Annotated in this window: 22 protein-coding genes; 17 read left to right on the top strand and 5 right to left on the bottom strand. The window is 60.9% G+C overall.

Features of this window, described 5'->3' with window-relative positions; translation table 11 throughout:
* The first annotated feature begins 24 nt into the window (after positions 1-24).
* Complete coding sequence (locus tag KKY_RS15345) at positions 25-1113, top strand: glycosyltransferase family 4 protein (protein WP_041528823.1); 1089 nt, start codon at positions 25-27, stop codon at positions 1111-1113.
* Positions 1094-1936: a glycosyltransferase family 2 protein gene (locus KKY_RS15340; protein WP_083824135.1), complete on the top strand. Its 843-nt coding sequence runs from the start codon at positions 1094-1096 to the stop codon at positions 1934-1936. Before KKY_RS15345 ends, KKY_RS15340 begins: the two co-directional genes overlap by 20 nt.
* A 25-nt stretch (positions 1937-1961) precedes the next feature.
* Here the strand turns inward: KKY_RS15340 and KKY_RS15335 are convergent, their stop codons facing one another.
* Entirely contained in the window at positions 1962-2861 is a 900-nt protein-coding gene (locus KKY_RS15335) for a helix-turn-helix domain-containing protein (protein WP_014132289.1), read from the bottom strand.
* Positions 2862-3300: 439 nt separating this feature from the next.
* Here KKY_RS15335 and KKY_RS15330 point away from each other — a divergent pair, with 439 nt between their 5' ends.
* The 4 genes from KKY_RS15330 to KKY_RS15320 all read left to right on the top strand — a co-directional run bounded on the left by KKY_RS15330 (position 3301) and on the right by KKY_RS15320 (position 6987).
* On the top strand, positions 3301-4197 hold the full coding sequence (locus KKY_RS15330) for a helix-turn-helix domain-containing protein (protein ID WP_014132288.1): 897 nt from the start codon (positions 3301-3303) through the stop codon (positions 4195-4197).
* Between the two features lie 247 nt (positions 4198-4444).
* Entirely contained in the window at positions 4445-4615 is a 171-nt protein-coding gene (locus tag KKY_RS20580; RefSeq protein ID WP_014132287.1) for a hypothetical protein, read from the top strand.
* 13 nt (positions 4616-4628) lie between these two features.
* On the top strand, positions 4629-6368 hold the full coding sequence (locus tag KKY_RS15325) for an FAD-dependent oxidoreductase (RefSeq protein WP_014132286.1): 1740 nt from the start codon (positions 4629-4631) through the stop codon (positions 6366-6368).
* A gap of 382 nt (positions 6369-6750) precedes the next feature.
* Positions 6751-6987, top strand: a complete 237-nt coding sequence (locus KKY_RS15320) for a DUF6152 family protein (protein WP_276324475.1) — start codon at positions 6751-6753, stop codon at positions 6985-6987.
* Positions 6988-7066: 79 nt separating this feature from the next.
* Here KKY_RS15320 and KKY_RS15315 read toward each other — a convergent pair whose 3' ends face one another.
* Together KKY_RS15315 and KKY_RS15310 are read right to left on the bottom strand one after the other, a co-directional pair.
* On the bottom strand, positions 7067-8644 hold the full coding sequence (locus tag KKY_RS15315) for a cisplatin damage response ATP-dependent DNA ligase (RefSeq protein WP_014132284.1): 1578 nt from the start codon (positions 8642-8644) through the stop codon (positions 7067-7069).
* A complete protein-coding gene (locus KKY_RS15310; RefSeq protein ID WP_014132283.1) occupies positions 8641-9636 on the bottom strand; it encodes a ligase-associated DNA damage response exonuclease in 996 nt (331 codons plus the stop codon). The genes KKY_RS15315 and KKY_RS15310 overlap by 4 nt, the downstream gene beginning before the upstream one ends.
* Positions 9637-10400: 764 nt before the next feature.
* Here KKY_RS15310 and KKY_RS15300 point away from each other — a divergent pair.
* From KKY_RS15300 to KKY_RS15280, 5 genes are all read left to right on the top strand, one after another.
* Positions 10401-10928, top strand: a complete 528-nt coding sequence (locus tag KKY_RS15300; RefSeq protein ID WP_014132282.1) for a gamma carbonic anhydrase family protein — start codon at positions 10401-10403, stop codon at positions 10926-10928.
* Positions 10929-11000: 72 nt separating this feature from the next.
* Entirely contained in the window at positions 11001-11789 is a 789-nt protein-coding gene (locus KKY_RS15295; protein ID WP_014132281.1) for an ImuA family protein, read from the top strand.
* Entirely contained in the window at positions 11677-13242 is a 1566-nt protein-coding gene (locus KKY_RS15290) for a Y-family DNA polymerase (protein ID WP_244404021.1), read from the top strand. Before KKY_RS15295 ends, KKY_RS15290 begins: the two co-directional genes overlap by 113 nt.
* Entirely contained in the window at positions 13239-16604 is a 3366-nt protein-coding gene (locus tag KKY_RS15285) for an error-prone DNA polymerase (protein WP_014132279.1), read from the top strand. The genes KKY_RS15290 and KKY_RS15285 overlap by 4 nt, the downstream gene beginning before the upstream one ends.
* A gap of 61 nt (positions 16605-16665) precedes the next feature.
* Entirely contained in the window at positions 16666-17664 is a 999-nt protein-coding gene (locus KKY_RS15280) for an aldose epimerase family protein (RefSeq protein ID WP_014132278.1), read from the top strand.
* Between the two features lie 179 nt (positions 17665-17843).
* Here KKY_RS15280 and KKY_RS15275 read toward each other — a convergent pair whose 3' ends face one another.
* Positions 17844-18728 carry a Wzz/FepE/Etk N-terminal domain-containing protein gene (locus tag KKY_RS15275; protein WP_158308086.1) on the bottom strand — a complete coding sequence of 295 codons (885 nt, stop codon included), beginning with the start codon at positions 18726-18728 and terminating at the stop codon, positions 17844-17846.
* A 266-nt stretch (positions 18729-18994) separates the two neighbouring features.
* On the opposite strand from KKY_RS15275, the gene KKY_RS15270 reads away from it, so the two are divergent.
* The 3 genes from KKY_RS15270 (at position 18995) to KKY_RS15260 (ending at position 23066) form a co-directional block, all read left to right on the top strand.
* The gene (locus KKY_RS15270; protein WP_014132275.1) at positions 18995-20362 is read left to right on the top strand and encodes a UDP-glucose dehydrogenase family protein; all 1368 of its coding nucleotides are present in this window, start codon (positions 18995-18997) and stop codon (positions 20360-20362) included.
* Positions 20359-21405 carry an NAD-dependent epimerase gene (locus KKY_RS15265; RefSeq protein WP_014132274.1) on the top strand — a complete coding sequence of 349 codons (1047 nt, stop codon included), beginning with the start codon at positions 20359-20361 and terminating at the stop codon, positions 21403-21405. Before KKY_RS15270 ends, KKY_RS15265 begins: the two co-directional genes overlap by 4 nt.
* Positions 21406-21842: 437 nt before the next feature.
* On the top strand, positions 21843-23066 hold the full coding sequence (locus KKY_RS15260) for a sugar transferase (protein WP_050811736.1): 1224 nt from the start codon (positions 21843-21845) through the stop codon (positions 23064-23066).
* 24 nt (positions 23067-23090) lie between these two features.
* On the opposite strand, the gene KKY_RS15255 is transcribed toward KKY_RS15260, so the two are convergent.
* Complete coding sequence (locus KKY_RS15255) at positions 23091-23675, bottom strand: transglutaminase-like cysteine peptidase (protein ID WP_014132252.1); 585 nt, start codon at positions 23673-23675, stop codon at positions 23091-23093.
* Positions 23676-23928: 253 nt separating this feature from the next.
* Here KKY_RS15255 and KKY_RS15250 point away from each other — a divergent pair, with 253 nt between their 5' ends.
* Genes KKY_RS15250 through KKY_RS15240 form a run of 3 tightly spaced genes read left to right on the top strand, consistent with a single transcriptional unit; the run spans position 23929 to position 26822 of the window.
* Entirely contained in the window at positions 23929-24609 is a 681-nt protein-coding gene (locus KKY_RS15250) for a hypothetical protein (RefSeq protein ID WP_014132271.1), read from the top strand.
* Complete coding sequence (locus KKY_RS15245; RefSeq protein ID WP_014132270.1) at positions 24610-26010, top strand: O-antigen ligase family protein; 1401 nt, start codon at positions 24610-24612, stop codon at positions 26008-26010.
* Positions 26007-26822, top strand: coding sequence for a metallophosphoesterase family protein (locus KKY_RS15240; RefSeq protein ID WP_014132269.1), 816 nt, complete (start codon positions 26007-26009; stop codon positions 26820-26822). The genes KKY_RS15245 and KKY_RS15240 overlap by 4 nt, the downstream gene beginning before the upstream one ends.

Below are 26822 nucleotides of genomic sequence, written 5' to 3'. Positions count from 1 at the left end.
GGCAGAGTAGGCACTCCCGCGGCAATGTTGTCCTATGCCAATGCCCTGATGGATCTTGGATATGACGTATTGATCGTACAGCTGGTTGATGAATGGGAGCCCTACAAGGACGAGCTTCATCCGGAAATTCGTATGGCGTCACTTTTCCGATCAAGAACCCTACGCCGGTTCGGAGCGTCAAATTGGCTGCGGAGACGTGACTATTATTTGCTGTCATTTCTCGGGGTTCGTCGATTACGTCGACTCATGGACAGGGAAAAACCTTGGCGGATGATTACGGCCCTGCTCGCCGTGCCGCTGATACTTGCATGCCCCCCGAAAGCTCGTGGCCAAATCGTTGTTTCCGTACAGGGCTTTCCGAAGTTTCTCGCCAAATCCGGCGGAGGGGCTTACTACAAAGTCGAGGACAGCATACGTCTATGGATGTGGAGGCGGTTTTATGGCGCGTGCGGTCATGTAATTACGATGACTGAGTACACACGGCAGAAGCTTATTTCCATGGGAGTGGTTCCCAGTCATAAGGTGAGATGCATATCTAACCCGCTCTTTCAAACACAACCGGCCAAGTTGCCTCAAACATCTGTGTTTTCCAATGTAATTTATGTCGGACGTGTGACGGAGCAAAAAGACCCGGGACTTTTTGCCGATGCGGCACGGGAAGCGCATAAATTGGGACTGCCACTCAACTTCCACGTGTTTGGAGAGGGTACAAATGCTGACATCGCGAAGCTGCGGGAGCGTGCGGCACCAGGGTTCCTGACGTTTCACGGACACGTCGAACCCTTATGGGAGCGCATCCCGGAGAACGCGATCCTTCTGTGTACTTCGCGCTGGGAGGATCCGGGTCATATGATCGTAGAGGCCATGTGGCACGGAGTGCCGGTCGTCGCAGTCGAACGCCAATCGGGGCATCTGGAGCTGTTGGACGAAGGGCGTGGTCTAACGTGTTCCCCCACACCGGAGGCGATATTGCAAACTCTCACTCGGTTCCAGCATCGCAGTGATATCAACAATATACTTGCGGCCGCTCAATCATATGTATCCCGGCGGTTTACCAGCGACAGCTTCAGGTATGCCGTTAAGGAGCTGTTGAATGACAAATCCTCCTTTTAGCGTATGCATGGCGACTCACGGCAGAGTGGCTCCTCTAAAGCATACGCTGGAAAGTCTTTTCGATCGGCTCTGTCCCGATGAAGTCGTCGTGTGCATCGATGCGTGTGACCAGACCCGTATGATTTTACCGGATCTTGTCGAGAAGTTTCCGAAAGTTCAGTGGTTGACGACGGAGAGGCAAATAGGTCCCGGCCGAGCGAAAGATTTGGCTATAAGGAAAGCCCGGAACGAGCTATGCCTCATTATCGATGATGATATAGAATTTATCGATGTTGCGGGACTGTCCGAAACGATTGAAGCGCTGGATGAATACGCGTTGGTTCAGTCGGGGATTTATGATGGGTCCGGTACGCGGCGCAGGTCCTTCGAATACCCATCGCGACTAAAATGGAAGCGGCACAGGTTTGAAATTTCCTATTTTGTCGGCGCAATACATTGGCTACGCCGCAGCGCCTTCCTTCGCGTAGGAGGGTACGGGGATTTCGAGGGTTACGGGTTCGAAGAGCTCGCCCTTTCTATTCGACTTCTCCGGGAAGATGAGCGCATGCTTTATCTCGACTCCGTCAGGATAAAGCACTTTCGCAGCCCTGCCGGTCGACGAGACCCGCGCGCCGTATCTTTGAGGATGATGGAAAACCGGTTCATCATTGCTGAAAAATTCTACCCGGCACCCTTGGCTCTGTCTCAGAAATCATATTGGTGTCTTCGTCATTTCCTGGCCTTTCGGGAAGTGCAGTGGCCGAAAATCACTGCGCAGGCAGAAAAATTGACATGGGTAGAGATCATTCGGCGCCCGCGTTTGGCCGCTAGAATGCTGTTCTAGCAAGTGCCGCCATTGTTTCGCCTCCTCAGGAACGGTAGTCGCGCCGGTAGGCGGCCGGCGTGGTGCCACAGGCTCGCCGGAACTGGTGCGTGAGGTGTTCCTGGTGGGAAAAGCCGCATTCGAGCGCGATTTCGGCTATCGGCAGGTCGCTCGACCTCAGCAGGCACTGGGCATGCCCGATGCGCATGTTGATCAAAAACCGGTGCGGCGGGCTTCCGCAGGATGATTTGAAGACGCGGGCAAGCTGGCTGGGGCTCAGGCCCACGGCTTCGGCGATCTCGGCCAGCCCGATGGATTCCTGAATATTGGCGCGCATGAATTCGATGGCGCGGTCGGCGGTCGAGGTGCGGGCCGAGCGTTCGCGCGGCATGCGCACCACCGTGGTATTGGAATAGAGACGGATAAGGTGCGCCGCGATCGAGAGGGAAAGATAATCGATCGCGAAGGCCGTCGCTGCGTTGCCCTGGCGCAGCGCGCAATCGAGTGGGTGCAGCAGATTGGCCAGCATGGTCTCGCTGTCGAACAGATGGGGGGAGATTTCGATAAGGGCAGGGTCGCCCCTCGTGATCTCGGCCGCAACCTCCTCGATCACATTGCGGCGCAGGTAAACATGGGTTGTGCTCAACGCATTGCGCAGGTTGATCTTGAAGTCGGCGCCGCCGGGAATCAGGTGGATTCCGCCGGCCGGAACGGCACGGCAGAAGCGTTTGTCGCCGCCTTCCCCCTCGATAACGGCCGGGCCGTCGCGGTGCCAGACAAGCAATTGGTCCCTGACGGCGGGAAAGGCGCCCTCATAGGGCAATTCGCGCTGGGCGGATGCGAACATCGTGGTCCAGCCGAGCGCGTTGCTGGTCATCTGTCCCTCGACGCCGGGCCGAAAGACCATGCCATGGGTTTCGTCAGCGCCGAAAGTTCGGATACGCATGTGCATCTCCCGTTGACGCGGGAGCCGGCCAGCCATGCAGCGGTGGTGCAGAACAATCGATCGCACGCCGGCATGCTGCTGGCCGATATCGCGCGTCCAAACCGGAGCGCGGACGAGCACAAGAACGATTTCGCCGCACGGGGCCACTCCTCCCAAAGAGTCCTGCCAGCATTTTTTTAGACTACGGCGCCATCGCCGGCTTTGCCTGCATGATCGTGATGCGGACCTGCACAAAATGCTTCCTGTCCTGCGCAAATCGGGCGCGGAGGCGGTTTTTTCGCTGGATTGGGCCGCGACATCGCTGGCCGCAATATGCATTATCTATCCGTTTGAGGGGTCATTTTCCCGCTCGCGATGGAGATCGCGCAAACATTTGGTTGCGCCGCGATTGGAGGATCGCGCTCGGGACCATTGGCCAGGCAGCGTGGGAGGGCAGCCGATGTTTACCAAAGTGCCTTTTCAGCAGGACGAAACGCACGGCATCGTCACGCGTGCCGGCAACCGCCACCGCGTATCGAGCGATGGGCAGCATTGGCATGCGCTCTATGCCTCGGCGCAGACCGAGGTTCCGTTCGAAGGGCATTTCTCGGCGGTCAAGGACCAGCTTCTTGTGCTCCATCGCACCGGTCCGGTCACGCTCGACCGTTACGACACGGGGCGCCCCAAGGCCCATCTCGTGCCGCGGGGCGGCATCCACATGTATCCGGGCGGGATTCCGTTCTCGGTCCGCCTGCATGGCGTTCTCGACACCATGCATGTGTATCTGCGCCGGTCGGTCATCGAGGAAATTGCGGCCGATCTTGTCGCCGGAGATCCCGCGCTCGTGGAGATCCCCATCAACATTACCGACCGGGACCGCACGCTCGAAAACCTCATGGAGGCGGTGCTTTTTGCGCTGGAGGACAAGGATAGCGCCACGACGATTTATATCGACCATCTGGCCCGCGCCCTTGCGGCCCATCTTGTGCGCCACTATTCGGGCGCCACGCTCAGGGCCGTCGGGACCGGGGCGACCAGATCCGATGTCATGTGCGCGGTCGAGTATATGCGGGCCAATATCGATCAGCCGATCGGCCTTGCCGATCTGGCTGAAACGGTAGGCAAAAGCCCCAGCTATCTCAGCCGGCGGTTCCGGGAGCAGTTCGGCAAGGCCCCGCATGCCTATCTCATTGAAATGCGCCTCGATCTGGCGCGCGAGCTGCTCGAGCGGACGACGGACCGGATCGCCGTCATTGCCCTCGATTGCGGATTTTCGCACCAGGAACACCTGACGCGGCTCTTCAGGCGAAAATTCAACACCACGCCCGCGGCGTGGCGGCGGTCGAAATATCGTTAGAGCGTGTCCAGCAAAAGTGGAAACGGTTTTGCGGTTCGGACACGCGACAAAACAAAGGTCTAAAGCCGGGGATTTGATTCAATCAAATCCTGAACGGCTCTAGCGTTTTGCCGCCCGGCGAGGCGCTGCCGCCCGATCGGACAATAATTGAGCCCATCCGCTCGGATTTTGCAGGTCGAGCGCAATTCATGCAGGCTCGCCGGGGGAGCACATTCTATTTTCTCACCTGAACAGGGAAGGAGAATGGATGTCTTCGCACGACTTCAAAGAAAACTCGATCACCAGAGCCCTCGAGCACGCCGGGTTCGGCGTCAGGCAATCGCTTGTCGCAGGCACCCTGCCGGTCCGCGCCTGCCGGCCGCGTGCCGGCGAACCGATGCGGCTCGAACATGCGTTCGGCCCCAAGCCCGCAGCATAAGTGGAGTACAAGAATGCTGGAAACAGAAGTCCTGATCGTGGGAAGCGGTCCTGCCGGATCCTCCGCCGCAGCCCTCCTTTCGAGCTATGGCGTCGACAATATCCTTGTCACCAAATACCGCTGGCTTGCCGATACGCCACGGGCCCACATCACCAATCAGCGCACCATGGAAGTGCTTCGTGATCTGGGTCTGGAAGCCGAGGCCATGCTCTATGCAACGCCCAATCGTCTGATGGGCACCAATGTCTTTTGCACCTCGCTGGCCGGGGAGGAACTGGGACGCATGCGGAGTTGGGGATCGGACCATTTCTCCTATGCCCGGCACCGTATCGCCAGCCCCACCGAAATGGTCGATCTGCCCCAGACCTATCTTGAGCCGATCCTGTTCGGTGCCGCCTGCGCGCGTGGCACCAAGGCACGGCTGTCGACCGAATATCTCGGCCTGGTCCAGGATGAAGACGGCGTCACCGCAACGGTCCGCGATCGGGTGACAGGTGAAACCTATCAGATCCGGGCCCGATATCTGATCGGAGCCGATGGCGGCCGTTCCCAGGTTGCCGAGGACATCGGATTGCCCATGGACGGCAAGATGGGGGTCGGCGGTTCGATCAACATCGTCTTTAAGGCCGACCTTTCCCGCTTCGTCGCGCACCGGCCCTCGGCGCTCTATTGGGTTCTCCAGCCCGGATCCGATGTCGGTGGCATCGGCATGGGGCTGGTGCGCATGGTTCGGCCCTGGAACGAATGGCTGATCGTGTGGGGCTACGATATCAATGACAAGCAGCCCGAAATCACCGACGCCTATGCGCGAGAGGTTGCGCATTCGCTGATTGGCGACGACACGATACCGGTGGAAATCACTTCGGTCTCTGCCTGGACCGTCAACCATATGAGCGCGCGCAAATATTCCAGCGGCCGCGTGTTCTGCATGGGCGATGCCGTTCATCGCCACCCCCCTTCGAACGGACTGGGTTCGAACACCTCGATCCAGGATGCGTTCAATCTGGCCTGGAAACTGGCGATGGTCCTCAAGGGCGCGGCAACCCCTGCGCTGCTCGACAGCTACACCGCCGAGCGTGCGCCGATCGGCAAGCAGATCGTCAACAGGGCCAACAAGTCGATCGGCGAAACCGCTCCGATCTTTAAATCCCTGGGCCTTCTCGACACCAACGACCCCGAGGCCATGATCGCCAATATGGAGTCGCGTAAGGAAAATACACAAGAAGGCCGGGAGCGGCGCAAGGCGTTGCGCGACGCCATCGCCTTCAAGCGCTATGAGTTCGACGCCCATGGGGTCGAGATGAACCAGCGCTACGATTCTTCAGCGATAATCACCGATGGCGCCGTGCGTCCCGATTTTACCGACGATCCTGAACTGGTTTACCAGCAATCGGCCTTCCCTGGCGCCCGGCTGCCCCATGCCTGGATCGAAAAGGACGGCAGGGACTTCTCGACGCTCGACGCTACCGGGCATGGTCGGTTCACCATTCTAACCGGCATCGGGGGAGCGCCCTGGATAGAGAGCGCACGAACGCTTGCCGGGGAGTTGGGCATTGAAATCCATGCCGTTTCGATCGGGCCCGACCAGGACTACGAGGACAATTACGGTGATTGGGCGCGGGCCCGGGAGGTCGAGGACCATGGGGTGGTGCTTGTCCGGCCCGACCATTTTATCGCATGGCGGAGCACGAACTTGCCTGCGGACCCGACAGCGGAGCTGAGACGGATCTTGATGGCCGTTCTTGGCCGCTAGCGCGCTTCCGGAATAGGTGGATGCTGCTTATTCGGTTCGGAAGCGCGGCCTAACGAAGACCTAGAGCAATTGAAGCGATTCCAAGAAGCGCTGAAATGCTCCAGTCATCGCTCCGGAAACCGAAAACCCCGCCGGTCTGCGGCGGGGTTTGCCGTATGTGCGTGGCGGCCCTTGTTCCTTGCGAAAAACTGTGCCGCGCATGCGAGTTTTTTGCAGGACCGGATGCCCAATAGATCCAAGTATTGCATGGCATTCAACCGCCAATGGGAGCGGGGTGAGGTCGCTATGGACCACCAGGGAGGAATATCAATGAAAAAGCTCGGCGCGTTTGCCGTTTTGATGATGGGGACGGCGCTCACGGCGTCTCCGGCTTTGGCTCTACATCGAAGTGACCGGTGACGACGGGGAGGTCACCGCCTGGGGTTTCGAAACAGACGATCCCTCGCGGCTGCGACGCCAGGGCATCACGCCGGTCTATTGGCAGCCCGGCGATACGGTCACCGTCATCACCAACCCCTTGCGTGATGGACGTCCCGCCGGCCATCTCGTCGGCGCGATCAAGGCCGATGGCGCGACCTTCGGCAATGTCGAAGGGCTGGTGCCGCCCACCCAAGAGTGATCGGATCGCCCATCATCTGTTCCTGCCGGCGGTGTTTATTCGCCGCCGGCAGAGCCGTGCATTATCGGCCATGCGATGGTCATGTCGCCGGGATCAGGGCTTCGACCTCCCCCACATGTGCGGCCTCGGCTGCCGGCTTGTCCCAGCGGATGCGGTTGATGCGGGGGAAGCGCAGGGCGACGCCGGATTTGTGGCGGGTGGAGGCTTGCGCGCTGTCGAAGGCGACTTCGAAAACCAGGGATTTTTCCACCTCACGCACCGGACCGAAACTCGCGATGGTGTGGGCGCGGACCCATTTGTCGAGTTCCTTGAGCTCGGCGTCGGTGAAGCCGAAATAGGCCTTGCCGATGGGCACCAACTCGTTGCCGCGCCAGGCGCCGAAGGTGAAATCTGAATAAAAAGAGGAGCGTTTGCCGTGGCCGCGCTGGGCGTACATGAGCACGGCGTCCAAAAGATTGGGATCGCGCTTCCATTTGAACCAGTTGCCCTTGGGCCGGCCGGGCACGTAAGGGGCGGATTTGAGCTTGATCATCACCCCTTCATGGCCGTTTTCATCGGCGCCCTGGCGGCGGATGGTGCCCAATTGGTCCCAATCGGAAAAGGGGAGCAGTTGCGAGAGATCGAGCCGGGACTGGGTCTGGTCGGCAAAGAAGCTCTGGAGCCGGGCGCGGCGGTCGATCCAGGGCAGGGCGCGAATATCCTCGTCGCCATCGAACAGCATGTCATAAACCCGGACAAAGGCTGGGTGTTCGCCGATCAGCTTTTCGGTGGCCGATTTGCGGTTGAGGCGCTGCTGGAGCGCGTTGAAGGGGGCAGGCTCGAAATCATTGCCCACCAGCAATTCGCCATCGAGCACGCCATGCCCGAAGACGTTTTCGACAAGGTCGGGAAAGGCCGGCGCGATGTCCTCGCCGGTGCGGGAAAACAGCGAGGCCGGGCCCTCGCCGAGGATCAGTTGCACCCTTATGCCATCCCATTTCCATTCGGCGACGAAATCGGCGGGGTCGAGGTTGGAAAAATCTTTCTCCTCGTCGATGGGGTTGGAGAGCATCAGGGGGTGGAAGCGGGCGGTGTGGTCGATCTCGGGTTTGGGTTTTCGGCCTTCGAGCCAGGCGAAAAGATCGCCATAGGGCATCTTGATGCCGTGCCAAATTTCCTCGATGTCCTTTAGATCGGTGCCACTCATTTCGGCCAGGGCGGTCTTGGCGAGGCGCTCGGACACCCCGATACGCAGGCCTCCGGTGGCCAGTTTGACCAGCGCCCAGCGCTCGTTGATCTGCGCGCTGGTCAAAAGTTCGGCGATCAGCAGCGCCAGTTCGGATTTGGGGGTGGTGTTTAAGAGCTCGACGAGCTCGGAGAGCGAGGGCAATTGCCGCGTGCCGCCCTTGTGGGGCCAGATCAGCGCGATGGTTTCGCCCAGATCGCCGATATAATCATAGCTCAGCGCAAAAAGATGCGGGTCGACTTCGGCCAGAACCACCTCCTTGAGGCGGGCGGGTTTGACGTGGGTAAAGCTGAGCGCGCCGGTCAGAACCGCCAGCGCATAACCGCGGTCGGGATCGGGCGTATCGCGGAAATAGGCGGCCAGCGCTTCGATCTTGCGGTTGCGCGAAGGGGTGAGGGCCAGGGTTTCGAGGAGCGTCGCAAAGCGTTTCATTGCTCTTGCTCCTCGTCTTCATAGCCCACGATGTTGAGCGGTTCGGCGGCAAGCCCCTGCTGGCGGGACCAATAGACCAGCGCGTCCTCGCGGCCATGGGTGACCCAGATGGTCTGGGCTCCGGTGTCGGTGACCGTCCGGGTCAATTCGGGCCAGTCGACATGGTCGGAAATGACCAGGGGCAATTCGATGCCGCGCTGGCGGGCGCGCTGCTTGACGCTCATCCAGCCCGAGGCCATGGCGAGCACCGGATCGGGCAACCTTCGGCTCCAGCGGTCCTTGAGCGCGGAGGGCGGGGCGATGACGATCGCGCCGGCCAGATCGTCTTTTGTCGCGTCGGTGGCGTGGCGGAGGTCGCCCAGCGCGATGCCGCGTTCGACATAGAGATCGCACAGGCGTTGCATGGCGCCATGGAGGTAGATCGGGGCGTCATAGCCGCCATCGCGCAACAGGGCGATGACCCGTTGCGCTTTGCCCAGGGCATAGGCGCCGATCACATGGGCGCGCTCGGGATGGGCGGCGAGCGATTTGAAAAGCCTGGCGATTTCCTCGGTTGGGTGCGGGTGCTGGAAAACCGGGAGCCCGAAGGTCGCTTCGGTGACCAGAAGATCGCAAGCGACCAGTTCAAAGGGCTGGGCGGTCTTTTCGGGCAGGCGCTTGTAATCGCCCGTCACCACCACCCTTTGCCCATCCTGCTCGATCAAGACCTGCGCCGAACCCAGAATATGGCCCGCCGGATAAAGCGTTATCGTCACATCGTCGATCCGGACTTTTTCCCCGAACGACGCCGCCTGGAAACTCCCCGCGCAATCGGCGCCATAGCGGGTTTTCATGATCGCGATCGTATCGGGCGTCGCCAGCACCTTGCCATGGCCCGATCGGGCGTGGTCGGCGTGGCCATGGGTGATGATGGCCCGCTCGCGGGGGAGCGTGGGATCGACATAAGTATCGATGCGTTTGATGTGCAGATTGCGATCGAGCACCTGGGCCATGGCGGTCTTTCCGTTCGTTATCCTCTCGCCGGGCGGATTATACGTATGACGTGGCGACCGACCACTCAATGAGCGCCGGTGTGGGGATGAACGGCATGGGGCGATGAACGCTCCGCACAATTTTATTTTTTGTATGAAGCAATCATCGCGCTGCCGTCGCGTATAGCGCTTTGGGCTGTCGGCACTTGAAAGGCTCCACCGGAGCCTTTCATTGAGCTTAGCTGAATCGTTTCTCACTCTGGAATTTTTAGCGCCGGCCACACCCACATGGCACTTGCCGCCCATCACGGCGATGGTGGCGGGAACCGTGCCATTGTCACGCACCGCCTGCGCATCCACCTCCCCCCGGTCATCCTCGGTTTCGACCCCCTTCTCGACTCCATCCCCACCGTTTGCCCCACCCCCCAGCGCGTCATCCTCGGGCTTGACCCGGGGATGACGATGGGAGTGGGGTTGGTGGTGGGGATGGAGCCGAGAGGGGCGACTCGAGGATGACGCGAAGGGGGTGGGGTATGCGTTGGCGAAAAGGTTTCGTACGCTTCACCCCTCCCCATCGCTGTCCCGGACCCGATCCGGGACCCAGCAGCTCTGCCCATGCTCTGAAGTATGCGGACAGGCACATGGGCCCCGGCGTTCGCCGGGGAAGCGAGGGGCAGGGGAAGGTGCAGGGGGGAGCGTGATACGCGACCACTGCGCTGCGGCTGAACATGGTCGACCGGCCCCGCCTCAAGCTCTAGCATGGGGTATCGGGAAAGGGAGCGGGCATGAGTCTTATCGGATTTGAAGGGCAGGCGCCCGAGATCGCGCGGGATGCGGGCTATGTGGCGCCCTCGGCGATGCTGATCGGCAAGGTGCGGCTCGATCAGGGGGCAAGCGTGTGGTTCGGAGCGGTGCTGCGGGGCGACAATGAATGGATCGTGGTGGGCCGAAATTCCAATGTGCAGGACAATGCGGTGCTGCACACCGATATGGGCTATCCACTGACCATCGGGGAGGGCTGCACGATCGGCCATCTGGCGTGCCTGCATGGCTGCACCATCGGCGATCACAGCCTGATCGGGATGGGGGCGACGGTGCTCAACGGGGCAAAAATCGGACGTAACTGCCTGATCGGGGCCAAGGCCCTGATCCCCGAAGGCATGGACATCCCCGATGGATCGATGGTCCTTGGCGTTCCCGGGCGCGTGGCGCGGGCGCTAACCGAGGAGGAAGTCGGGCGGCTTTCCCAGGGGGCCAGAGCCTATGTCGAAAAATCGGCCCGCTACAGGGACAGTGCCGTTTTCCTCAAATGAGGCCGGTGCACGGACCCGATTGACTCTTGGTTCGATCTGAGTCCAAATAGAACAAAATAGGAACATTGAGCCATGAACAAAGCCCGCCAGATCGGTGTGCTGCGGCAGGCTCTGGCCAGTCTCGAACCTTTTGGCGAGACCGGGCGGCATGGCGTCTTCACTCTGGGCGCCGGCCCGGTCGATGCCGCCTTGGGGGGAGGGATGGCGCGGGGCACCGTGCATGAAATCTACCCTGCCCAGACGTTCGATATTGCGGCGGCTGCAGGATTTGTGACCGGGCTCAGCCTGCGGGCTGCGTCCCAGGCGCCGCTTATCTGGATTCGGCACAGGCGCAGCGAGATGGAGGCGGGCGCGCTCTATGCCCAGGGGTTCGCCGAAATGGGCGTGACGGGCGACAAGCTGTTCGTCGTGCATGTGAACGATGTTGCCGATGGCTTGCGGGCCAGCCTTGAAGCCTTGCGGTGTCCGGGACTGGGGGCGGTGATTTTCGAAAGCTGGGGCGCTTCGAAACATCTCGATCTCACCGCCAGCCGCAGGCTGTCGCTGGCCGCGCAGGAAAGCGGGGTCACCGGGCTTGTTTTGCGGGTGATGAGCGCACCCGAGCCGAGCGCTGCGGCAACGCGTTGGCAGGTCCAGGCTGCCCCGTCCTCCGATCCTCTCGGCATGCCGGGGCGGGGTACGCTTTGTGCCAGCCTGCTGCGCCAGAAGAGCGGACCGTCCGGCTGGAGCTGGAATCTGGAATGGAACCATGAAACCCTTGGATTTGCACAAGCCCAGGCGCTATCTGGCGCTGTGGCTGCCCCTCATCGTGACCGACCGATTGATGCGCCTGGCCAGCAAGGATGGGCGGAAGCAGGGTGAGCATCCTCTGGTCGTCGTTGCCCGCAGGGGTAATATTCTCGCCCTTGTGGGGGCCGACGCCAGTGCCCGCCGGCAGGGTTTGAGGCCCGGCCTCGCCTTTGCCGACGCAAAGGCGCGGGTGCCCCAGCTCGAAGTTGTCGAACACGACGAGACCGCCGATGCCGAGCTTTTGGAACGGTTGGCCGATTGGTGCGATCGCTACAGCCCGCTTATCGCCACCGAGCCGCCCGACGGGATCGTGTGCGACATTACGGGGGTGCCCCATCTGTTCGGCGGGGAGGCGGGGCTGGTGGCCGATATGGAAGCCCGTCTGAAAGCCCAGGGCTTTGCAACCCGCATCGGCGTGGCCGGAACGGCGCGCGCGGCACGGGCCCTGGCCCGGTTCGGCAGGGGCGGGATCGTTGAGCCCGGGGGCGAAGCGCACGCTCTGGCCGGGCTGCCGGTCGAGGCGCTCGAAGCCGGGGAGAAAACCACAATGGGCCTGCGCCGGGCGGGGCTCACCGCGATCGGCGATCTTGCCGCCCGTCCCAGAAAGCCGCTCGCGGCGCGGTTCGGGGATGCAATGACGGCGGCTCTGGCTCAACTGCTTGGCGAGATCGACCGGCCGATCACCCCGCGCCGTCCCCTGCCGGACTTTGTGGCCGAGCAGCGCTTTGCCGATCCCATCGGGCTCATGGACGATATCGTCGCCGCTCTCGCCACGCTGTCGCAAGACCTTTGCAAGAGTCTTGATCGTCACGGACAGGGCGGGCGGTGTTTCGAGGCCGCGTTCTTTCGCGCTGACGGCAAGGTCACCCGCATCGAATTGCTCTCGGGACAGCCGCTCAAGGAGGCAGGGGCGCTCACGCGGCTTTTGGAAATGCGGCTGGAAGCCCTTGTCGATCCCATCGATCCGGGTTTCGGGTTCGACATGATCCGGCTTTCGGTGCTGGCGGGCGACGATATGGACGCAATACAGGGCGGGCTCGACGGCAGGGCCATGGCTTTAGTCGAAGTGCGCGATCTGCTCGACCGGCTGAGTGCGCGTTTCGGCGCGGGCGCCGTGCAGCGCTTTGTTGCCGATGACAGCCATTTGCCCGAGCGCGCGGCGCGCGCCATCCCGGCCATATCGGATGAAACCCCGGTCGGGACATGGCGGAAGGCGGGCCCGTTCGGGGTTCCGGCCCGGCCCCTGTTTCTCTTTTACCCGCCCCCCCTCATCGAGGTGATCGCCGAAGTTCCCCATGGGCCACCACGCAGGTTTTCGTGGCGGCGGGCCTGGTTCGATATCGTTGCGGCCGAAGGTCCCGAACGCATAGCGCCCGAATGGTGGCGCAAGACCAGCGATACGCGGGCGCGCGATTATTTCCGCATCGAGGACGAAAAGGGCCGGCGCTTCTGGGTGTTCCGGTACGGGTTTTACGGCATCGGCACCGAGCCGGTACGCTGGTATCTGCACGGGGTGTTCCCATGAGCTTTTATGCGGAACTGGCAACAGCGACCAATTTTTCCTTCCTGCGCGGGGCGTCGCACGCTCAGGACATGGTCCTGACGGCGCTTTTGCTGGGCCATCAGGGCATCGGCATCGCCGACCGCAATTCGGTGGCCGGGGTGGTGCGCGCCTTTGGAGCGCTCGAAGATCTGCGCAAGGGGATAAAGCCCGTCGAAAGGCTGCGCGAGGGGTCGGGGCCGGGGGAATATGTGCTGGTGGACCGGCATCCCGAACGCGACCTGCCGTTTACGCTCGAGGATCTTCAGGCCCGGGCCAAAGAGTTCAAGCTCGCTGTCGGCGCCCGGCTGGTCTTTACCGATGGTACCCCCGACATCATCGCCTACCCCCAGGATCTGGAAGGGTGGGGCAAGCTGTGCCGGCTTTTGACGCGCGGCAACCGCAAGGCGAAAAAGGGCGAGTGCATCCTCACCCTTCCCGATCTGGTTTTCGCCGCGTCGGGGCTGAGCCTGATCGTGATGCCCGATGAGCGGGAGGCGGGGCTGGACAGGGCTCTCAAGGAACTCTCGCGGGTTTCGGCAACCTTATGGCTGGGGGCGAGCATGGGACATAAAAGCAATGATCTGCGCCGTCTCCACCATCTTGAAAGTCTGGCCCGGGCTCATGGGGTGCCGCTGATCGCCACCAATGATGTGCTTTATCACTGTGCCGCCCAGCGCGATTTGCAGGATATCCTCACCTGTATCCGCGAGGGTGTGACCATCGAGACCGCCGGCACGAAGCTGGAGGCCAATGCCGAGAGGCATCTCAAGACGCCGGGTGAAATGGTGCGGTTGTTCCGCAATTTTCCCGAGGCGATCGCCGAAACCGGGCGGCTTTTGCAGACCATCGATTTTTCCCTCGACCAGCTGCGCTATCGCTATCCGCAAGAGCCCGTGCCGCCGGGCTACGAGCCGCAGGACTATCTCGAAGAGCTCACCTGGCGGCGGGCGGGGGCGCGCTATCCCCAGGGCATACCCGCAAAGGTCAGGGCCCAGATCCAGAGCGAGCTGGCGCTGATCGCGGAACTTCAATACGCCACCTATTTCCTGACCATCTACGACATTGTGCGCGTCGCCCAGGACAAGAGGATCTTGTGCCAGGGGCGCGGATCGGCGGCCAATTCCGCGGTGTGCTTTGTCTTGGGGATCACGGCGGTGGACCCCAATGAGCATCAATTGCTGTTTGCGCGCTTCCTGTCGCGGGATCGGGGCGAACCGCCCGATATCGACGTCGATTTCGAGCATGAGCGGCGCGAGGAGATCATCCAGCATATCTATGAGACCTATGGCCGCCATCGGGCGGGCATCGCGGCGACGGTCATCAGCTATCGCCCGCGCTCGGCCATCCGTGAGGTGGGCAAGGCCCTGGGGCTGACCGAGGACATCACCTCGCGGATCGCCTCGACGGTCTGGGGGAGCTGGAGCGGGGAAGGGCTGCCACAAAAGCATATAGCGCAGGCCGGGCTCGATCCGGACAATCCCAACATTTTGCGCGCGATAAAATTGGCGACACGGCTATTGGGTTTTCCGCGCCATCTTTCCCAGCATGTGGGCGGGTTCGTTCTCACCCAGAACCGGCTCGATGAATATGTGCCCATCGCCAATGCCGCGATGGAGGATCGAACGTTCATCGAATGGGACAAGGACGATATCGACAGGGTGGGGATGCTCAAGGTCGACGTTCTGGGCCTTGGCATGCTCACCTGCATCCGCAAGGCGTTCGACCTGATCGAAACCCACCACAAAAGGAAAGTCGAACTCGCCGACGTCAGTGCCGCCCGTCTCGATGACCCGGAAGTCGCCGGCGTCTTTAAGATGCTGCAGAAAGGCGATTCCATCGGCGTGTTCCAGGTCGAAAGCCGGGCGCAGATCAACATGCTGCCGCGGCTCAAGCCCAAAGAATTCTACGACCTCGTCATCCAGGTGGCCATCGTGCGCCCCGGCCCGATCCAGGGCGATATGGTCCATCCCTATCTGCGGCGAAGAAACGGGGAAGAGGAGGTGGTCTATCCCGAGCCCGGTCCGCCCCACGACAAGGACGAGTTGCGCAGGGTGCTCGAAAGAACCAAGGGCGTTCCCCTGTTTCAGGAGCAGGCGATGCAGATCGCCATGGTGGGGGCGGAGTTCACCGACACCGAGGCCAACGGGTTGCGCAAGGCCATGGCCACGTTCCGTCACAACGGCACGATCGGCCGATTTGAAACCATGATGGTGACGCGCATGATCGCGCGCGGCTACAAGCCCGAATTCGCCCAGAGATGTTTCAACCAGATCAAGGGGTTCGGCGATTACGGCTTTCCCGAAAGCCACGCGGCCAGCTTTGCCAAGCTCGTTTACGTTTCGGCCTGGATCAAGAAATACTACCCCGATGTCTTTGCCTGCGCGCTGCTCAATTCTCAGCCCATGGGGTTTTATGCCCCGGCCCAGATCGTGCGCGATGCGCGCGAGCACGGGGTGGAGGTGCGGCCGGTCGATGCCAATTGCAGCACCCATGACAATGTGCTCGAAGAGGCGCCGGACCCCTATTGCGCCCTGCGCATCGGGTTTCGTCAGATCGACGGCTTCAAGAAAGACTGGAGCGAAAAGCTGGTGGCGCGGCGGGAGAAAACATACGGGTCGATCGAGGATCTCTGGCAGCGCGCGGGCGTGCCGGTGCGGGCGCTGACCCTTCTTGCCGATGCCGACGCCATGGGCACCATGGGGCTTGATCGGCGCGAGGCCGCCTGGCGCATCAGACGCCTGCCCCAGGACGATCCGCTGCCTCTTTTTGCCGCTGCCGAAGGCCGGGAGCTTGGGGACGAAGACGATATGGGTCTGCCCGAGATGGCGCTGCCCGAACATGTGATCGCCGATTACCAGACCGCCCGGCTCTCGCTCAAGGCCCATCCCATGGTGTTTCTGCGCGATCGGTTCGCGGCCGAAGGCGTGCTCAGTTGCAGCGGGCTCGACAAGGTGCGTGACGGCAAGATGGTCAAGGTCGCCGGCATCGTTCTGGTGCGGCAAAGACCGGGCAAGGGCAATGCGATCTTTATGACCATTGAGGATGAAACCGGAATTGCCAATGGGCTGATGTGGGCGTCCCGGTTCGAAAACTACCGGCGCGAGATCATGGCGTCACGCCTCGCGGTGATCGAAGGGCAGGTGCAAAAGAGCAAGGAGGGCGTGATCCATGTGATCGCCAGCGCGGTTTATGACCGGTCCGATCTGCTCGATGGCCTGGCGACGTCTCACCGTGCCAACCCGCAATTGACGCGGGCAGACGAGGCGACCCATCCCGTACCGCAACGGTTGCACGGCCACCCGCGCAACAGGCGCGTCGTGCCCAAATCGCGCGATTTCCATTGATTGGTGTGGCATGCCGATGACGGCGCGGTTAAAGCTACGCAGCACATTCAGGGAGTGAACAATGGCAAGCGTGGCGGGGTCGATCGACGGACAGACAGTCCATGAGGTGGTTCTCACCTCTCAAACCGGCGTTCGGATTTCCATTCTCACCTATGGGGCGCTGATCCGCGATTGGCGGGTGCCGGTCGGCTCAACCATGCGGCCCGTGGTCATGGGCTTTGACGATATTGCGCTCTATTATGACCACAGCCCCTATTTCGGGGCCATTGCCGGTCGCGTTGCCAACCGGATCGGGAATGCCCGGTTCACGCTCAACGGGGCAGTTTACGATCTGCCGGCCAATGAGGGGCCAAACCAGCTTCATGGCGGTCCCGAGGGGATTGCGCGGCAGATCTGGCAGATCGCCGAAGAGAGCGAAAATCGCGTCAGGCTGACGCTGTTCAGTCCCGACGGCGCCATGGGCTATCCGGGCAATCTTGAAATCGCCGTGACCTATACGCTCACCGGCAACCGGCTGGAGATCGATTTTGCCGCCGAAACCGACAAGCCGACCCCGGTCAATATCGTTCAGCACAATTATTTCAACCTGATGGGGCAGGGCGATGTGCTCGACCACCGGCTTTCGGTGCCGGCAGGGGCCTTTGTCGAACTCGGCGCCGGCCAGATCCCCACCGGGGCCATCCTGCCCACCCACGGCACCGATCTCGATTTCCGCCGGCCGCGTACCCTGCGCAAGACGGACGGGGAGGGTCAGGAGATCGATTATACTCTGGTTCTCGATACGGGCCGCGACCGGGCCGAGCCCGCAGCGATTGCCGAGGCACCCGACGGTTCGCTGACGCTCAGGCTCTATACGGACCAGCCGGGCATGCAGGTCTATAATGGCTGGAAGCTCGAGGTTCCCGTGCCGGGTCTCGATGGCGCACACTACACGGCGTTTGGCGGGCTTTGCCTCGAGGATCAGAATTTCCCCGATGCCATCAACAACCCGCACTTCCCCTCATCGGTGGTGACGCCGCAAGCGCCCTATCATCATTGGTGCGCGATCGAGATCGGATAGACCGGTCGCCGCCCCTGTATCCGATCCGGAAGCGCGACATGACAGGCTCACAGCTAGAGCCGTTCAGGATTTGATTGAATCAAATCCTTGGCTCTAAGCCTTTGTTTTATCGCGTGTCCGAACCGCAAAACCGTTTCCATCCCCGATCGCGTCGAGGGCATGCTTTTGCTGGACACGCTCTAGCGGTCCGCAACGGGCTTGAGCCAGAATGCGCGGCGAATGCGATTGATCTTGTCGGCCTGCCCGGCATTGCGGCCCGCTGCGCGCAGCCCTTCGCGGATAAAGACGGCGATCAGTGTCACAAAGCCCACGCCCAGAATGACCAGGATCACGCGCATGAGCAGGCCCCGCGAACGCGGACTGTCGGGCAGGGTGGGGTCTTGAACCACGTCCTGGGGCGAGATCGAGCCCTGCAGCGCTTCTTCGAGTTGAAAAACCTGAGAGTAACGGCGTTCGATATTGTCCACCAATGTAACGATGCTCTGGCCCAGTTCGCCCAGCGTGGTGCTGTTCGCCGCCGTCCCGTTTTCCAGTTCGTCGGCCAGCCGGTTGAGCCGGCCCAGGCTTTCTTCGAGCTGAACGATGGCGGCCCTTGCCTGCTGGAGACGAATATCGAGCAGTTCGGCTTCCGTAGCGGTCGGGGTCGAGTTCGCGATCAGCGAATTGATGATGCGCCGCAAAAGATCCTGCGCTTCTCCGGGCGATTCATAGCTTACGCGGATCCTGTAAAGGCCGGTATCGGCTTCGGCGCTGATCTCGAGGACGTTATCGACCAATTGCTGCCGGGCGCGGGAGAGGGAGCCGGCATAACCATCGAGATAGCTGCTGTTCAAAATTGCGGGGTTGAGAACACGGGCGGACCGCAAAAGTGCCGCGTCCGTGGAGTTCATTTGCACAAGGGCTTCGGAATCGTAAATGCGAGGGGTGGTGGCCGAAAGAATGCCGTAGGCGATCAGCCCGGCCAGCAAAGGGGCGATAACCAGAACCAACCAGTTTTCGGCAATGACCACGGCAATGTCGAGCAGGCTGATTTCGTCGGTCGGCGTCGTTTCGCTGTCGGTCATCGCAATTGGTTCTCGCTTGGAATCGCCGCAGTTGTACGAAACCGCCATCGCCACGGCAAGGCGCAAAGGCATCACCGTCATTGCTGATGATATGATCCATTGGCTGTTTCACACTGTCATGGACGCCTTGCCATCGCCTGATACGATTCCAGACCGGTGCGTCCCGGGCACAGTTGCGTCACACTTGCGGGCGATACGGGCATCCTGGATTGCACCTGGCGAGCCAATGCCGTAAGGGCATCGCTCACGCATCACGAGAGATATCCATGCGTCTTACGATCTTTGGAACCGGCTATGTCGGTCTTGTCACCGGAGCCTGCCTGGCCGATGTGGGTCATCAGGTGATTTGCGTCGACGTGGATGCCAAAAAGATCGCGCGGCTCAGGGCGGGGGAAATTCCGATCCATGAGCCGGGGCTGGACGAGGTCGTGCACCGCAATGTCGCGGCCGGCACGCTCGAATTTACAACCGATACCGCACGGGCCGTGGCGCATGGCCAGGTGCAGTTCGTTGCTGTGGGCACGCCGCCCGACGAGAGCGGCGCGGCCGATCTGCAATATGTCCTGGCTGTCGCCGAAACCATCGGCAAAGCCATGGCCAGGCGCAAGATCGTGGTGGTCAAATCCACAGTGCCGGTCGGCACCAGCGACAAGGTCCGCGCAAGGCTGGCGCAGGTTCTTTCGGACCGCAATTCGGCCCTGGAATTCGACGTGGTCTCCAATCCCGAGTTTTTAAAGGAAGGCGCGGCGGTCAACGATTTTCTAAAGCCCGACCGCATCATCGTGGGAACGGCCACCGATCATGCGCGCGAGGTGATGAAGGAGATTTACGAACCCTTCAACCGCAATCACGACCGGACGATCTATATGGATGTCCGTTCGGCCGAACTGACCAAATATGCCGCCAATGCCATGCTGGCGACCAAGATCAGCTTCATCAACGAAATCGCCAATCTCGCCGAACGGCTGGGGGCCGATATCGAAGAGGTGCGCCGGGGCATCGGGGCCGATCCGCGCATCGGATATCACTTCATCTATCCCGGGCTCGGTTATGGCGGCTCGTGTTTTCCCAAGGATGTGCAGGCGCTGGGCCGCACGGCGCGCGATATCGGCTATGACGCGCCGCTGATCGGGGCCGTCGAGGCCGTCAACACCCGCCAGAAGACCACATTGTTTGAAAAGATGGCCAACCATTTCGGCGGCGCCCAAGGCCTTAAGGGCAAGCGGATAGCGGTCTGGGGGCTGGCGTTCAAACCCAATACCGACGATATGCGCGAAGCGCCCTCCCGTGTTCTGATCGAAGCGCTCTGGGCCGCGGGCGCAACCGTGGTCGCCTACGATCCGGTGGCCATGGACGAGACCGCACGCATCTACGGCGCGCGTGACGATCTTATGCTCGCCCCGGACAAATACGCAGCGCTCGAAGGCGCCGACGCCCTGGCCATCTGCACCGAATGGCAACAGTTCCGGGCTCCCGATTTCGACGAGATGGCCGACCGGCTGGCCGCGAAACTGATTTTCGACGGCCGCAACATCTATGCGCCCGACAGGCTCAGCCGCGACGGCTGGACCTATGTCAGCGTGGGGCGCGCCCCGGCCTATCCGCAACTCCAGGCCGTCGAGAACGTGTCGTGAAAATTCTCGTCACCGGCAGCGCCGGCTTTATCGGCTATCACGTCGCCCGCCGTCTTATCGAGCGGGGAGACAGCGTCGTCGGGTTTGACAATCTCAATGACTATTACGATCCCGCGCTCAAGGAAGCCCGGCTGGCCCGGCTCGACGAGCTTGGCGCCACCCAGGGCGCCGATTACCGCTTCATCCGCGCCGATCTTGCCGATCAAGGCGCCGTCGATGCCGCCTTTGGAGATCACGGGTTCGACCGGGTGATCCATCTCGCCGCCCAGGCTGGTGTCCGCTACAGCCTCGAGGATCCCCGCTCCTATGTTGCGTCCAACCTCTTGGGGTTTACCAATATCCTCGAAGCCTGCCGGCACAATGGGGCCGGTCACCTGACCTACGCCTCGACCTCTTCGGTTTACGGGGCAAACACCAAAATGCCGTTTTCCGAACATGATGGCGCCGATCATCCCCTCCAGTTCTACGCCGCAACCAAGCGCGCGAACGAGCTGATGGCCCATTCCTATTCACACCTGTTTGCCCTGCCGACCACCGGCTTGCGGTTTTTTACCGTTTACGGCCCCTGGGGCCGGCCCGATATGGCGCTGTTCAAATTCACCCGGGCGATTCTGGCCGGCGAGCCGATCGATGTGTTCAATAACGGCAATCACAGCCGCGATTTCACCTATATCGACGATATTGTCGAAGGGGTGATCCGCGCGTCGGACACCCCCGCCACCCCCGACCCCGATTGGGATGCCGCAGCGCCCGATCCGGCCGGTTCCAATGCACCATTCCGCATTTTCAACATCGGCAATTCCGAACCGGTCAAGCTCGCCGACTATATCGATGCGCTTGAAGAGGCGCTCGGCAAAAGGGCCATCCGCAATTTTTTGCCCCTGCAGCCCGGCGATGTGCCCGATACCTATTCGGACACTACCCTTTTGACCCGGGCGACCGGCTATCGGCCCTCCACTCCGGTGCGCGAGGGCGTGGCGCGGTTCGTTGCGTGGTATCGTGATCATTACGCCGACCAGCCAGACCGAAAGGCCGCCCGTTGAGCCCGATCGCCAACGCCTTTGCCGCCTTGCGTTCGGGGCGGGGTTGATCGACCGTCTGCAAAAATGCCGCTTGCTCATCGAAACGGTGGGTTTTGACAGCCTGTCAAAACAAAGTTGCAATTTTTTCGCAACTGCGGGCTAAATGTACTCAAGTCCATACATTTTAGCGCCAATGTTTGCAATTGGCGTGCACCGTATTTGCGCCGCAAGCGTACTCAAATTTGTCTTTGTTTAAAGGCACTTGTCGGGTGGCGTTGACTTTTTGCCATCCATCGGCGACACCCGGGCCGGGACGACAGACCGGGCAGCGACCCTGCGGAGCAAATCAAGGCATGGCCGAACAAAAAAAAGCGCGTTCGTCCCGAACAAGGCCCCGAAAACGACCGGAAATCCGGGACCTTTCCCACCTCACGAGGCTCGGCGTCAGAAAACGGCGTATGCGCTACCTGCGCGATGCCCGCACTTTTCTCGTTCCCATACTTTTCACCATCGTCATACAGTCCCTTGTGTATTTTTTCATCTACACCCGGACGGGCCGGACCGACTGGAAGAGTGGCCTCACCGTCATCGCCGCTCTCAGCCTGGTTCCGGTACTAAGTGCTTTTACCTTAAGCGCTTTTCGTCGAAATCGCGCGCCGATTTCAGCTGCCATTGCGGTCGTTCTGATCTTCTTCAGCTTCGCAGTTACCCTGCTCTCCGCGATGCGGCTTCCGCTGAGCTATTCGGGTCTTCTCGCCACCTTGCCGGTAGCCATGCTGGCTATGGCTTTTTCCAATATCCGCTTTCATCGCTCGATAAGCGATCACGTCGGCCTGGTGGACTTCGGCGGTGCGCGCGGGGTCGTCGAAATGCTCGGACAGGGCGTCACGCTCATCGGTGATTCGACGGTCGATCTTTCTCAGTTCGATATGGTCCTCATCGATCCCGAGCAGCATCATACATCCGAATGGTCCAACCTCCTGGCGCGCTGCTATCTTTCGGGCGTCGAAATCATGCCATGGACGACATTCATCGAAATTCGTATGGGACGCGTGGATGTTGAATCGTTCGATCTGTCCCATTTGTCGTACAGCCTGAGTCAGATTCTTTACGCCCGCGTCAAACGGACCTTTGATATCGCCGCGGTTTTGATCACGCTTCCGGCAACGCTACTTCTGGCCGGACTGACCGCCGGCTATATTTTTGCGCGCGACGGCGGGCCGGTTCTGTTTGTTCAACATCGTCACGGCTTCGGTGATCGCGTTTTTCGAATATACAAGTTCCGCACGATGTATAAAGGCACGGGCGGCGGAGCCACCGGAAACGGCGACAAGCGTATTATTCCAGGTTGCAATATCATTCGTAGGGCTAGGCTTGACGAGCTGCCCCAACTCTACAACATCCTCGTCGGAGACATGAGTCTCATCGGGCCACGCCCCGAGGCGATGGATCTCGTAAAATGGTATCGTGGGGATATACCTCAATGGAACTATCGCACGTTGGTTCTTCCAGGGGTGACGGGATGGGCTCAGGTCAATAGCGGTTACACGAGCAATATCAACGAAGCTCGTGTGAAGCTCGCCTACGACCTCTACTATATCAAATATCTGTCTTTCGACCTGGATCTGCAGATTTTGTTCAAGACCGTCAGGACGGTCCTGTTCGGGACCGGCGCGCGATAGCGCCCGTTTCTTTTTGTTTTGTTTTCAGGAAATGGCGTTCCAGCGCCTTGGGTCGTTTGAGGACATTGCGGTGAGCGTGTGTCCTGTCTGGCTGAAGGGCTTGATCTGGCTTGTGAGGTTGTCGAGCACATAGTCGCCCTGATCGGTGCGGACCACGAGCACGGCATGTCCCTCGCCGCGGGCTGTAAAGCCGATGGCCAGGCGCAGGGCGCCGGCGGGCACGCCGCGGGCGATGAGCTGGGCGCGCTTGTTCATCGCATAATCCTTGCAGTCCCCGACCCTTGCGCCGACGGTCCAGACCTGGGTGGCGCGCCTTTGGGGGCGGATCGAGGCATTGACCGAGCGATTGACCGTGTTGAGGACGCTCATGAGATTTGTGTCCATCTGCACCTGGGCGGCGGGTGCCGAGGCGCAGTGGGCGGGCGATGTCATGCAGAAGATCTGCAGGCCCAGGGGGGCGGCCGTGGCCGAGGATGTGGCGATGCGCATGACCGAGCCGGAGAGACCGGTGCGGTCGATGGGCTGGGGGGCCAAAGCGAGGGCGGGCGCCGCAGCGGCGGCAAGAGAGAGCGCCAGGGCGGCACTGAACACAAGGGATGTGATACGCATGGGTCGGTGGTTCTCCACAAAAGGGAGCCCCACGGAGCCCATCGATGACCCCCGGCAGCGCCCCCAAAGCTTTCTGCTGAAACCATCATGACACCCGCCCATTTCAAACTTGTCGCTTGTTTGAATACAATTTGATGTAAATACGGGGAGAGCGAGTTATGCTCCATCAGGCTTAACCCTATGCGTTCTTGGACCTTGACCCCGCGCCGCCGATCTGCACAAGGTCGGAAAATATGGGTTTTGCGCGTATTCGATGTCGTCTTTTTTCAATGGATTGCTGCTGGCTGTCTCTGCCCTGATCCTTGGATCGTGGGGGGCATATCTTGCTGCGCGCGAAATCGCTCCGTTCGATTTCTCGTTCGCGCCCCGCTCGGAGATTCTCGACCGGCTGGCTCTTGAGCCGGCGCCGGTTCCGCCCTCGACCTTCGGAACCAATGTCGCCCTTGAAATCTGCGATGAAGCGATGACCAGGCTCTCGTTCCATCTTGCTCCGAGCGCCCGCAAATCGGCTGTGGCAAACTCCTGTCTCGAGACGGCGGAAACGTCGGTTTCACAGATGCCAAGCCACAGTTACGGCTATTATGTCGAGGCTCTTGCCCGCTTTGCGTTGGGGGAAACCGAGGCGGCAATTCGGGCCCTCGAGCGTTCCCAGGCCGTCGGTCCCAACGAGCAATGGCTTGCCGAGCGGCGTGTGGCGCTGGCCGAAACGCACTATGGCGAGCTCGATAGCTATGAAGAAGAGGGTCATCACGCTGATCTGGCCCTTCTGGCCCAATCGCGGCGCGGAATCAGATCCATCGCCGCGCGCTATGTTGCCAATCCCGGGTTTCGCGAGCGCGTCACCGCTGTCGTTGAGACGCTTCCCAATGAAATCCAGCAGCGGTTTGTGAACCTTGTGCGCGCCGAAGCCCGAAGCATGGGGGCGGGAGCCTAGATGACGACCGACGTTTCCGGATTTGAGGTTACGAGAGCTACATCGGGCGGCAACCGACGCAGCCAGGGCCAGACGCGGCTCAATCACGTCCTTGCCATTGGCCTGATCGCCTTTCTGTTTCTTGCTCCAGTTCCGCTTGGCGCCAACCGACCGGTCTTCTGGGCCATCAATGCGGCGCTGATCGGGGGTGTCGGCGTCATCTATGGCTTCCTGATGATCTGGCGGCGCGAGAGCTTTCGCATTTCGCTTTCCGATATTCCCGTCCTTGCCGGGCTATGGGCCCTGCTTTGCCTTTATGCGGTATTTCAGGCGGTCGCGCCCATCGGAACCGTTTTCATGGCTCCGGGCACACAGGTGGCTTCGCAGACGCTTTCGATAGCGCCGGGATCGTCCATCCACAGCCTTGTCCAGTTTCTCACCTTCGGCATTTTCTTCTTCCTTGTTCTCCAGGTGAGCGCCAATCGCGAACGCGCACGATTCATTGCCGCAGCGCTGTTCTGGGTGATTGTGGCACATGCGCTCTACGGGCTTGTGGCCCTGACCCAACTCGGCGACACTGTGCTTTTCCTTGAAAAGCTTGCTTATCTGGGGTCCGCGACCGGCACCTTCATCAACCGCAATTCTTATGCGACCTTCATGGCTTTCGGACTGGTTCTGGGAACCGCTCTCACCGCGCAGGCCGTCGAAAAAGCAGCCGACAGCCGGCAAGTCCCGATCGCCAGCATCATGTTCCTTTTGGTCGGCCTGGCCTTTCTCATAGTGACGCTCTATTCCACGCAGTCGCGCATGGGGCTGGCCGCGGGTCTGGCGGGCAGCGTCGCGGTGACCATTGGCTTCATTTTCAAGATCGGCCGGCGGTTGCCAGGGCTTTCGGTCCTCATGATCTTGCTGGGTGTGGCGCTGGCGATTGCAGTGACAGTACTTTTCGGATCGGGGACGCTGGACAGGCTTGGAAGTGTCGAGCAGAGCTTTGACGTGCGGTCGGCGCTCTATCGGCAGGTGATCGATATGATCGCCGCCCGGCCGCTTCTTGGATTTGGCGGCGGCAGCTTCGAAGCGGCGTTTCCCCTTTATCATGCCTTGCCGGTCAGTCCGGACCTTGTCTGGAACAAGACGCATTCGACCTACCTGGCACTCTGGGTGGAATATGGCCTCATCTTCGGCTCCATTCCGTTGCTCGTGGTTCTGGGCATAGCGTTCCGTTGCATTCAGCTTGTCATACGCCGGAAGACGGACTGGGTTCTGCCGCTGGCCGCCTTGGGCATCATCGTAACCGCCGCACTGCATTCTCTTGTCGATTTTTCGCTGGAAATGGAGGCCAACGCTCTGTTTTTTGCTGCCTTGCTGGCTCTGGGGCTGGCCAGCATCACCGAATACGGGCGGCGGAAGAAAGCGCAATGAGGCAGCTGCTCGCCCGGATTTTCGGCATGCCCGAAAGCACGCCGCGCGGCGCTGCCCGGCTAACCAGCCCTCATTTCCCCGAGGCGCTATATGTCATCGGCGACGTTCATGGACGGCTGGACCTTCTCGAAGCTCTCGAGGAGCGGATCGCCCACGATGCGGGTGCTGTCAACGAGAATGTCTGGGTGGTGCTGATCGGCGATATCGTTGATCGCGGACCGTCTTCCGCGCAGGTCATCGACCACGTCATTCGGCCCTCGAGATGGGGCTTTCGCCGGTTCTGTCTTTCGGGCAATCACGAGCAGGCGATGCTCGAAGCGTTTGAGAGTGCCGATGCCCTCGAGTGGTGGTGCCGGTTCGGAGGCATCGAGACGCTGGCCTCATACGGGGTGAGCATTTCCCAGCTCGACCCCGGTGCACGGAGCTGGGATACGAACCGGGCCGTGCTCGAGGCCTATATTCCGCGCGAGCATGTGCAGTTCCTATCGAGCCTGCCCGTGATGATCCGGGTGCCGGGCTATGTGCTGGTTCATGCGGGCATGCGTCCCGGGATTGCTCCTGAGGATCAAACCGATCAGGACCTGCGCTGGTTTCGCCATGAACCGGATGAACATGAATCGGATGAACAAGACAGACAGTCCAATGATTGCGTGGTGCACGGTCACACGATTGTCGAACACCCGCTTGTAACGTCCGGCCGGATCGCCATCGATACGGGCGCTTATGCCACGGGCCGGCTGACGGCAGTGCGGTTGAGGTCTGGTCAAGAGCCGATAATCATTGAACAATCGGGGTCGGGCCAGCACAATTAG

This window comes from Pelagibacterium halotolerans B2, from assembly GCF_000230555.1.
GTDB classification, from domain to species: Bacteria; Pseudomonadota; Alphaproteobacteria; order Rhizobiales; family Devosiaceae; genus Pelagibacterium; species Pelagibacterium halotolerans.
The sequence above is the reverse complement of the archived record's forward strand: the minus strand, read 5'-3'. Positions and strand labels throughout refer to the sequence as shown.

Excerpts from the sequence above, each read along its gene's own strand:
- KKY_RS15285 (WP_014132279.1), top strand. The coding sequence starts at position 13,239 with ATGAGCTTTTATGCGGAACTGGCAACAGCGACCAATTTTTCCTTCCTG.
- KKY_RS15300 (WP_014132282.1), top strand. The coding sequence starts at position 10,401 with ATGAGTCTTATCGGATTTGAAGGGCAGGCGCCCGAGATCGCGCGGGAT.
- KKY_RS15315 (WP_014132284.1), bottom strand. The coding sequence starts at position 8,644 with ATGAAACGCTTTGCGACGCTCCTCGAAACCCTGGCCCTCACCCCTTCG.
- KKY_RS15330 (WP_014132288.1), top strand. The coding sequence starts at position 3,301 with ATGTTTACCAAAGTGCCTTTTCAGCAGGACGAAACGCACGGCATCGTC.
- KKY_RS15335 (WP_014132289.1), bottom strand. The coding sequence starts at position 2,861 with ATGCGTATCCGAACTTTCGGCGCTGACGAAACCCATGGCATGGTCTTT.
- KKY_RS15270 (WP_014132275.1), top strand. The coding sequence starts at position 18,995 with ATGCGTCTTACGATCTTTGGAACCGGCTATGTCGGTCTTGTCACCGGA.
- KKY_RS20580 (WP_014132287.1), top strand. The coding sequence starts at position 4,445 with ATGTCTTCGCACGACTTCAAAGAAAACTCGATCACCAGAGCCCTCGAG.
- KKY_RS15325 (WP_014132286.1), top strand. The coding sequence starts at position 4,629 with ATGCTGGAAACAGAAGTCCTGATCGTGGGAAGCGGTCCTGCCGGATCC.
- KKY_RS15245 (WP_014132270.1), top strand. The coding sequence starts at position 24,610 with ATGACGACCGACGTTTCCGGATTTGAGGTTACGAGAGCTACATCGGGC.
- KKY_RS15240 (WP_014132269.1), top strand. The coding sequence starts at position 26,007 with ATGAGGCAGCTGCTCGCCCGGATTTTCGGCATGCCCGAAAGCACGCCG.
- KKY_RS15340 (WP_083824135.1), top strand. The coding sequence starts at position 1,094 with ATGACAAATCCTCCTTTTAGCGTATGCATGGCGACTCACGGCAGAGTG.
- KKY_RS15250 (WP_014132271.1), top strand. The coding sequence starts at position 23,929 with ATGTCGTCTTTTTTCAATGGATTGCTGCTGGCTGTCTCTGCCCTGATC.
- KKY_RS15295 (WP_014132281.1), top strand. The coding sequence starts at position 11,001 with ATGAACAAAGCCCGCCAGATCGGTGTGCTGCGGCAGGCTCTGGCCAGT.
- KKY_RS15310 (WP_014132283.1), bottom strand. The coding sequence starts at position 9,636 with ATGGCCCAGGTGCTCGATCGCAATCTGCACATCAAACGCATCGATACT.
- KKY_RS15345 (WP_041528823.1), top strand. The coding sequence starts at position 25 with ATGTTGTCCTATGCCAATGCCCTGATGGATCTTGGATATGACGTATTG.
- KKY_RS15280 (WP_014132278.1), top strand. The coding sequence starts at position 16,666 with ATGGCAAGCGTGGCGGGGTCGATCGACGGACAGACAGTCCATGAGGTG.
- KKY_RS15260 (WP_050811736.1), top strand. The coding sequence starts at position 21,843 with ATGCGCTACCTGCGCGATGCCCGCACTTTTCTCGTTCCCATACTTTTC.
- KKY_RS15290 (WP_244404021.1), top strand. The coding sequence starts at position 11,677 with ATGAAACCCTTGGATTTGCACAAGCCCAGGCGCTATCTGGCGCTGTGG.
- KKY_RS15275 (WP_158308086.1), bottom strand. The coding sequence starts at position 18,728 with ATGACCGACAGCGAAACGACGCCGACCGACGAAATCAGCCTGCTCGAC.
- KKY_RS15255 (WP_014132252.1), bottom strand. The coding sequence starts at position 23,675 with ATGCGTATCACATCCCTTGTGTTCAGTGCCGCCCTGGCGCTCTCTCTT.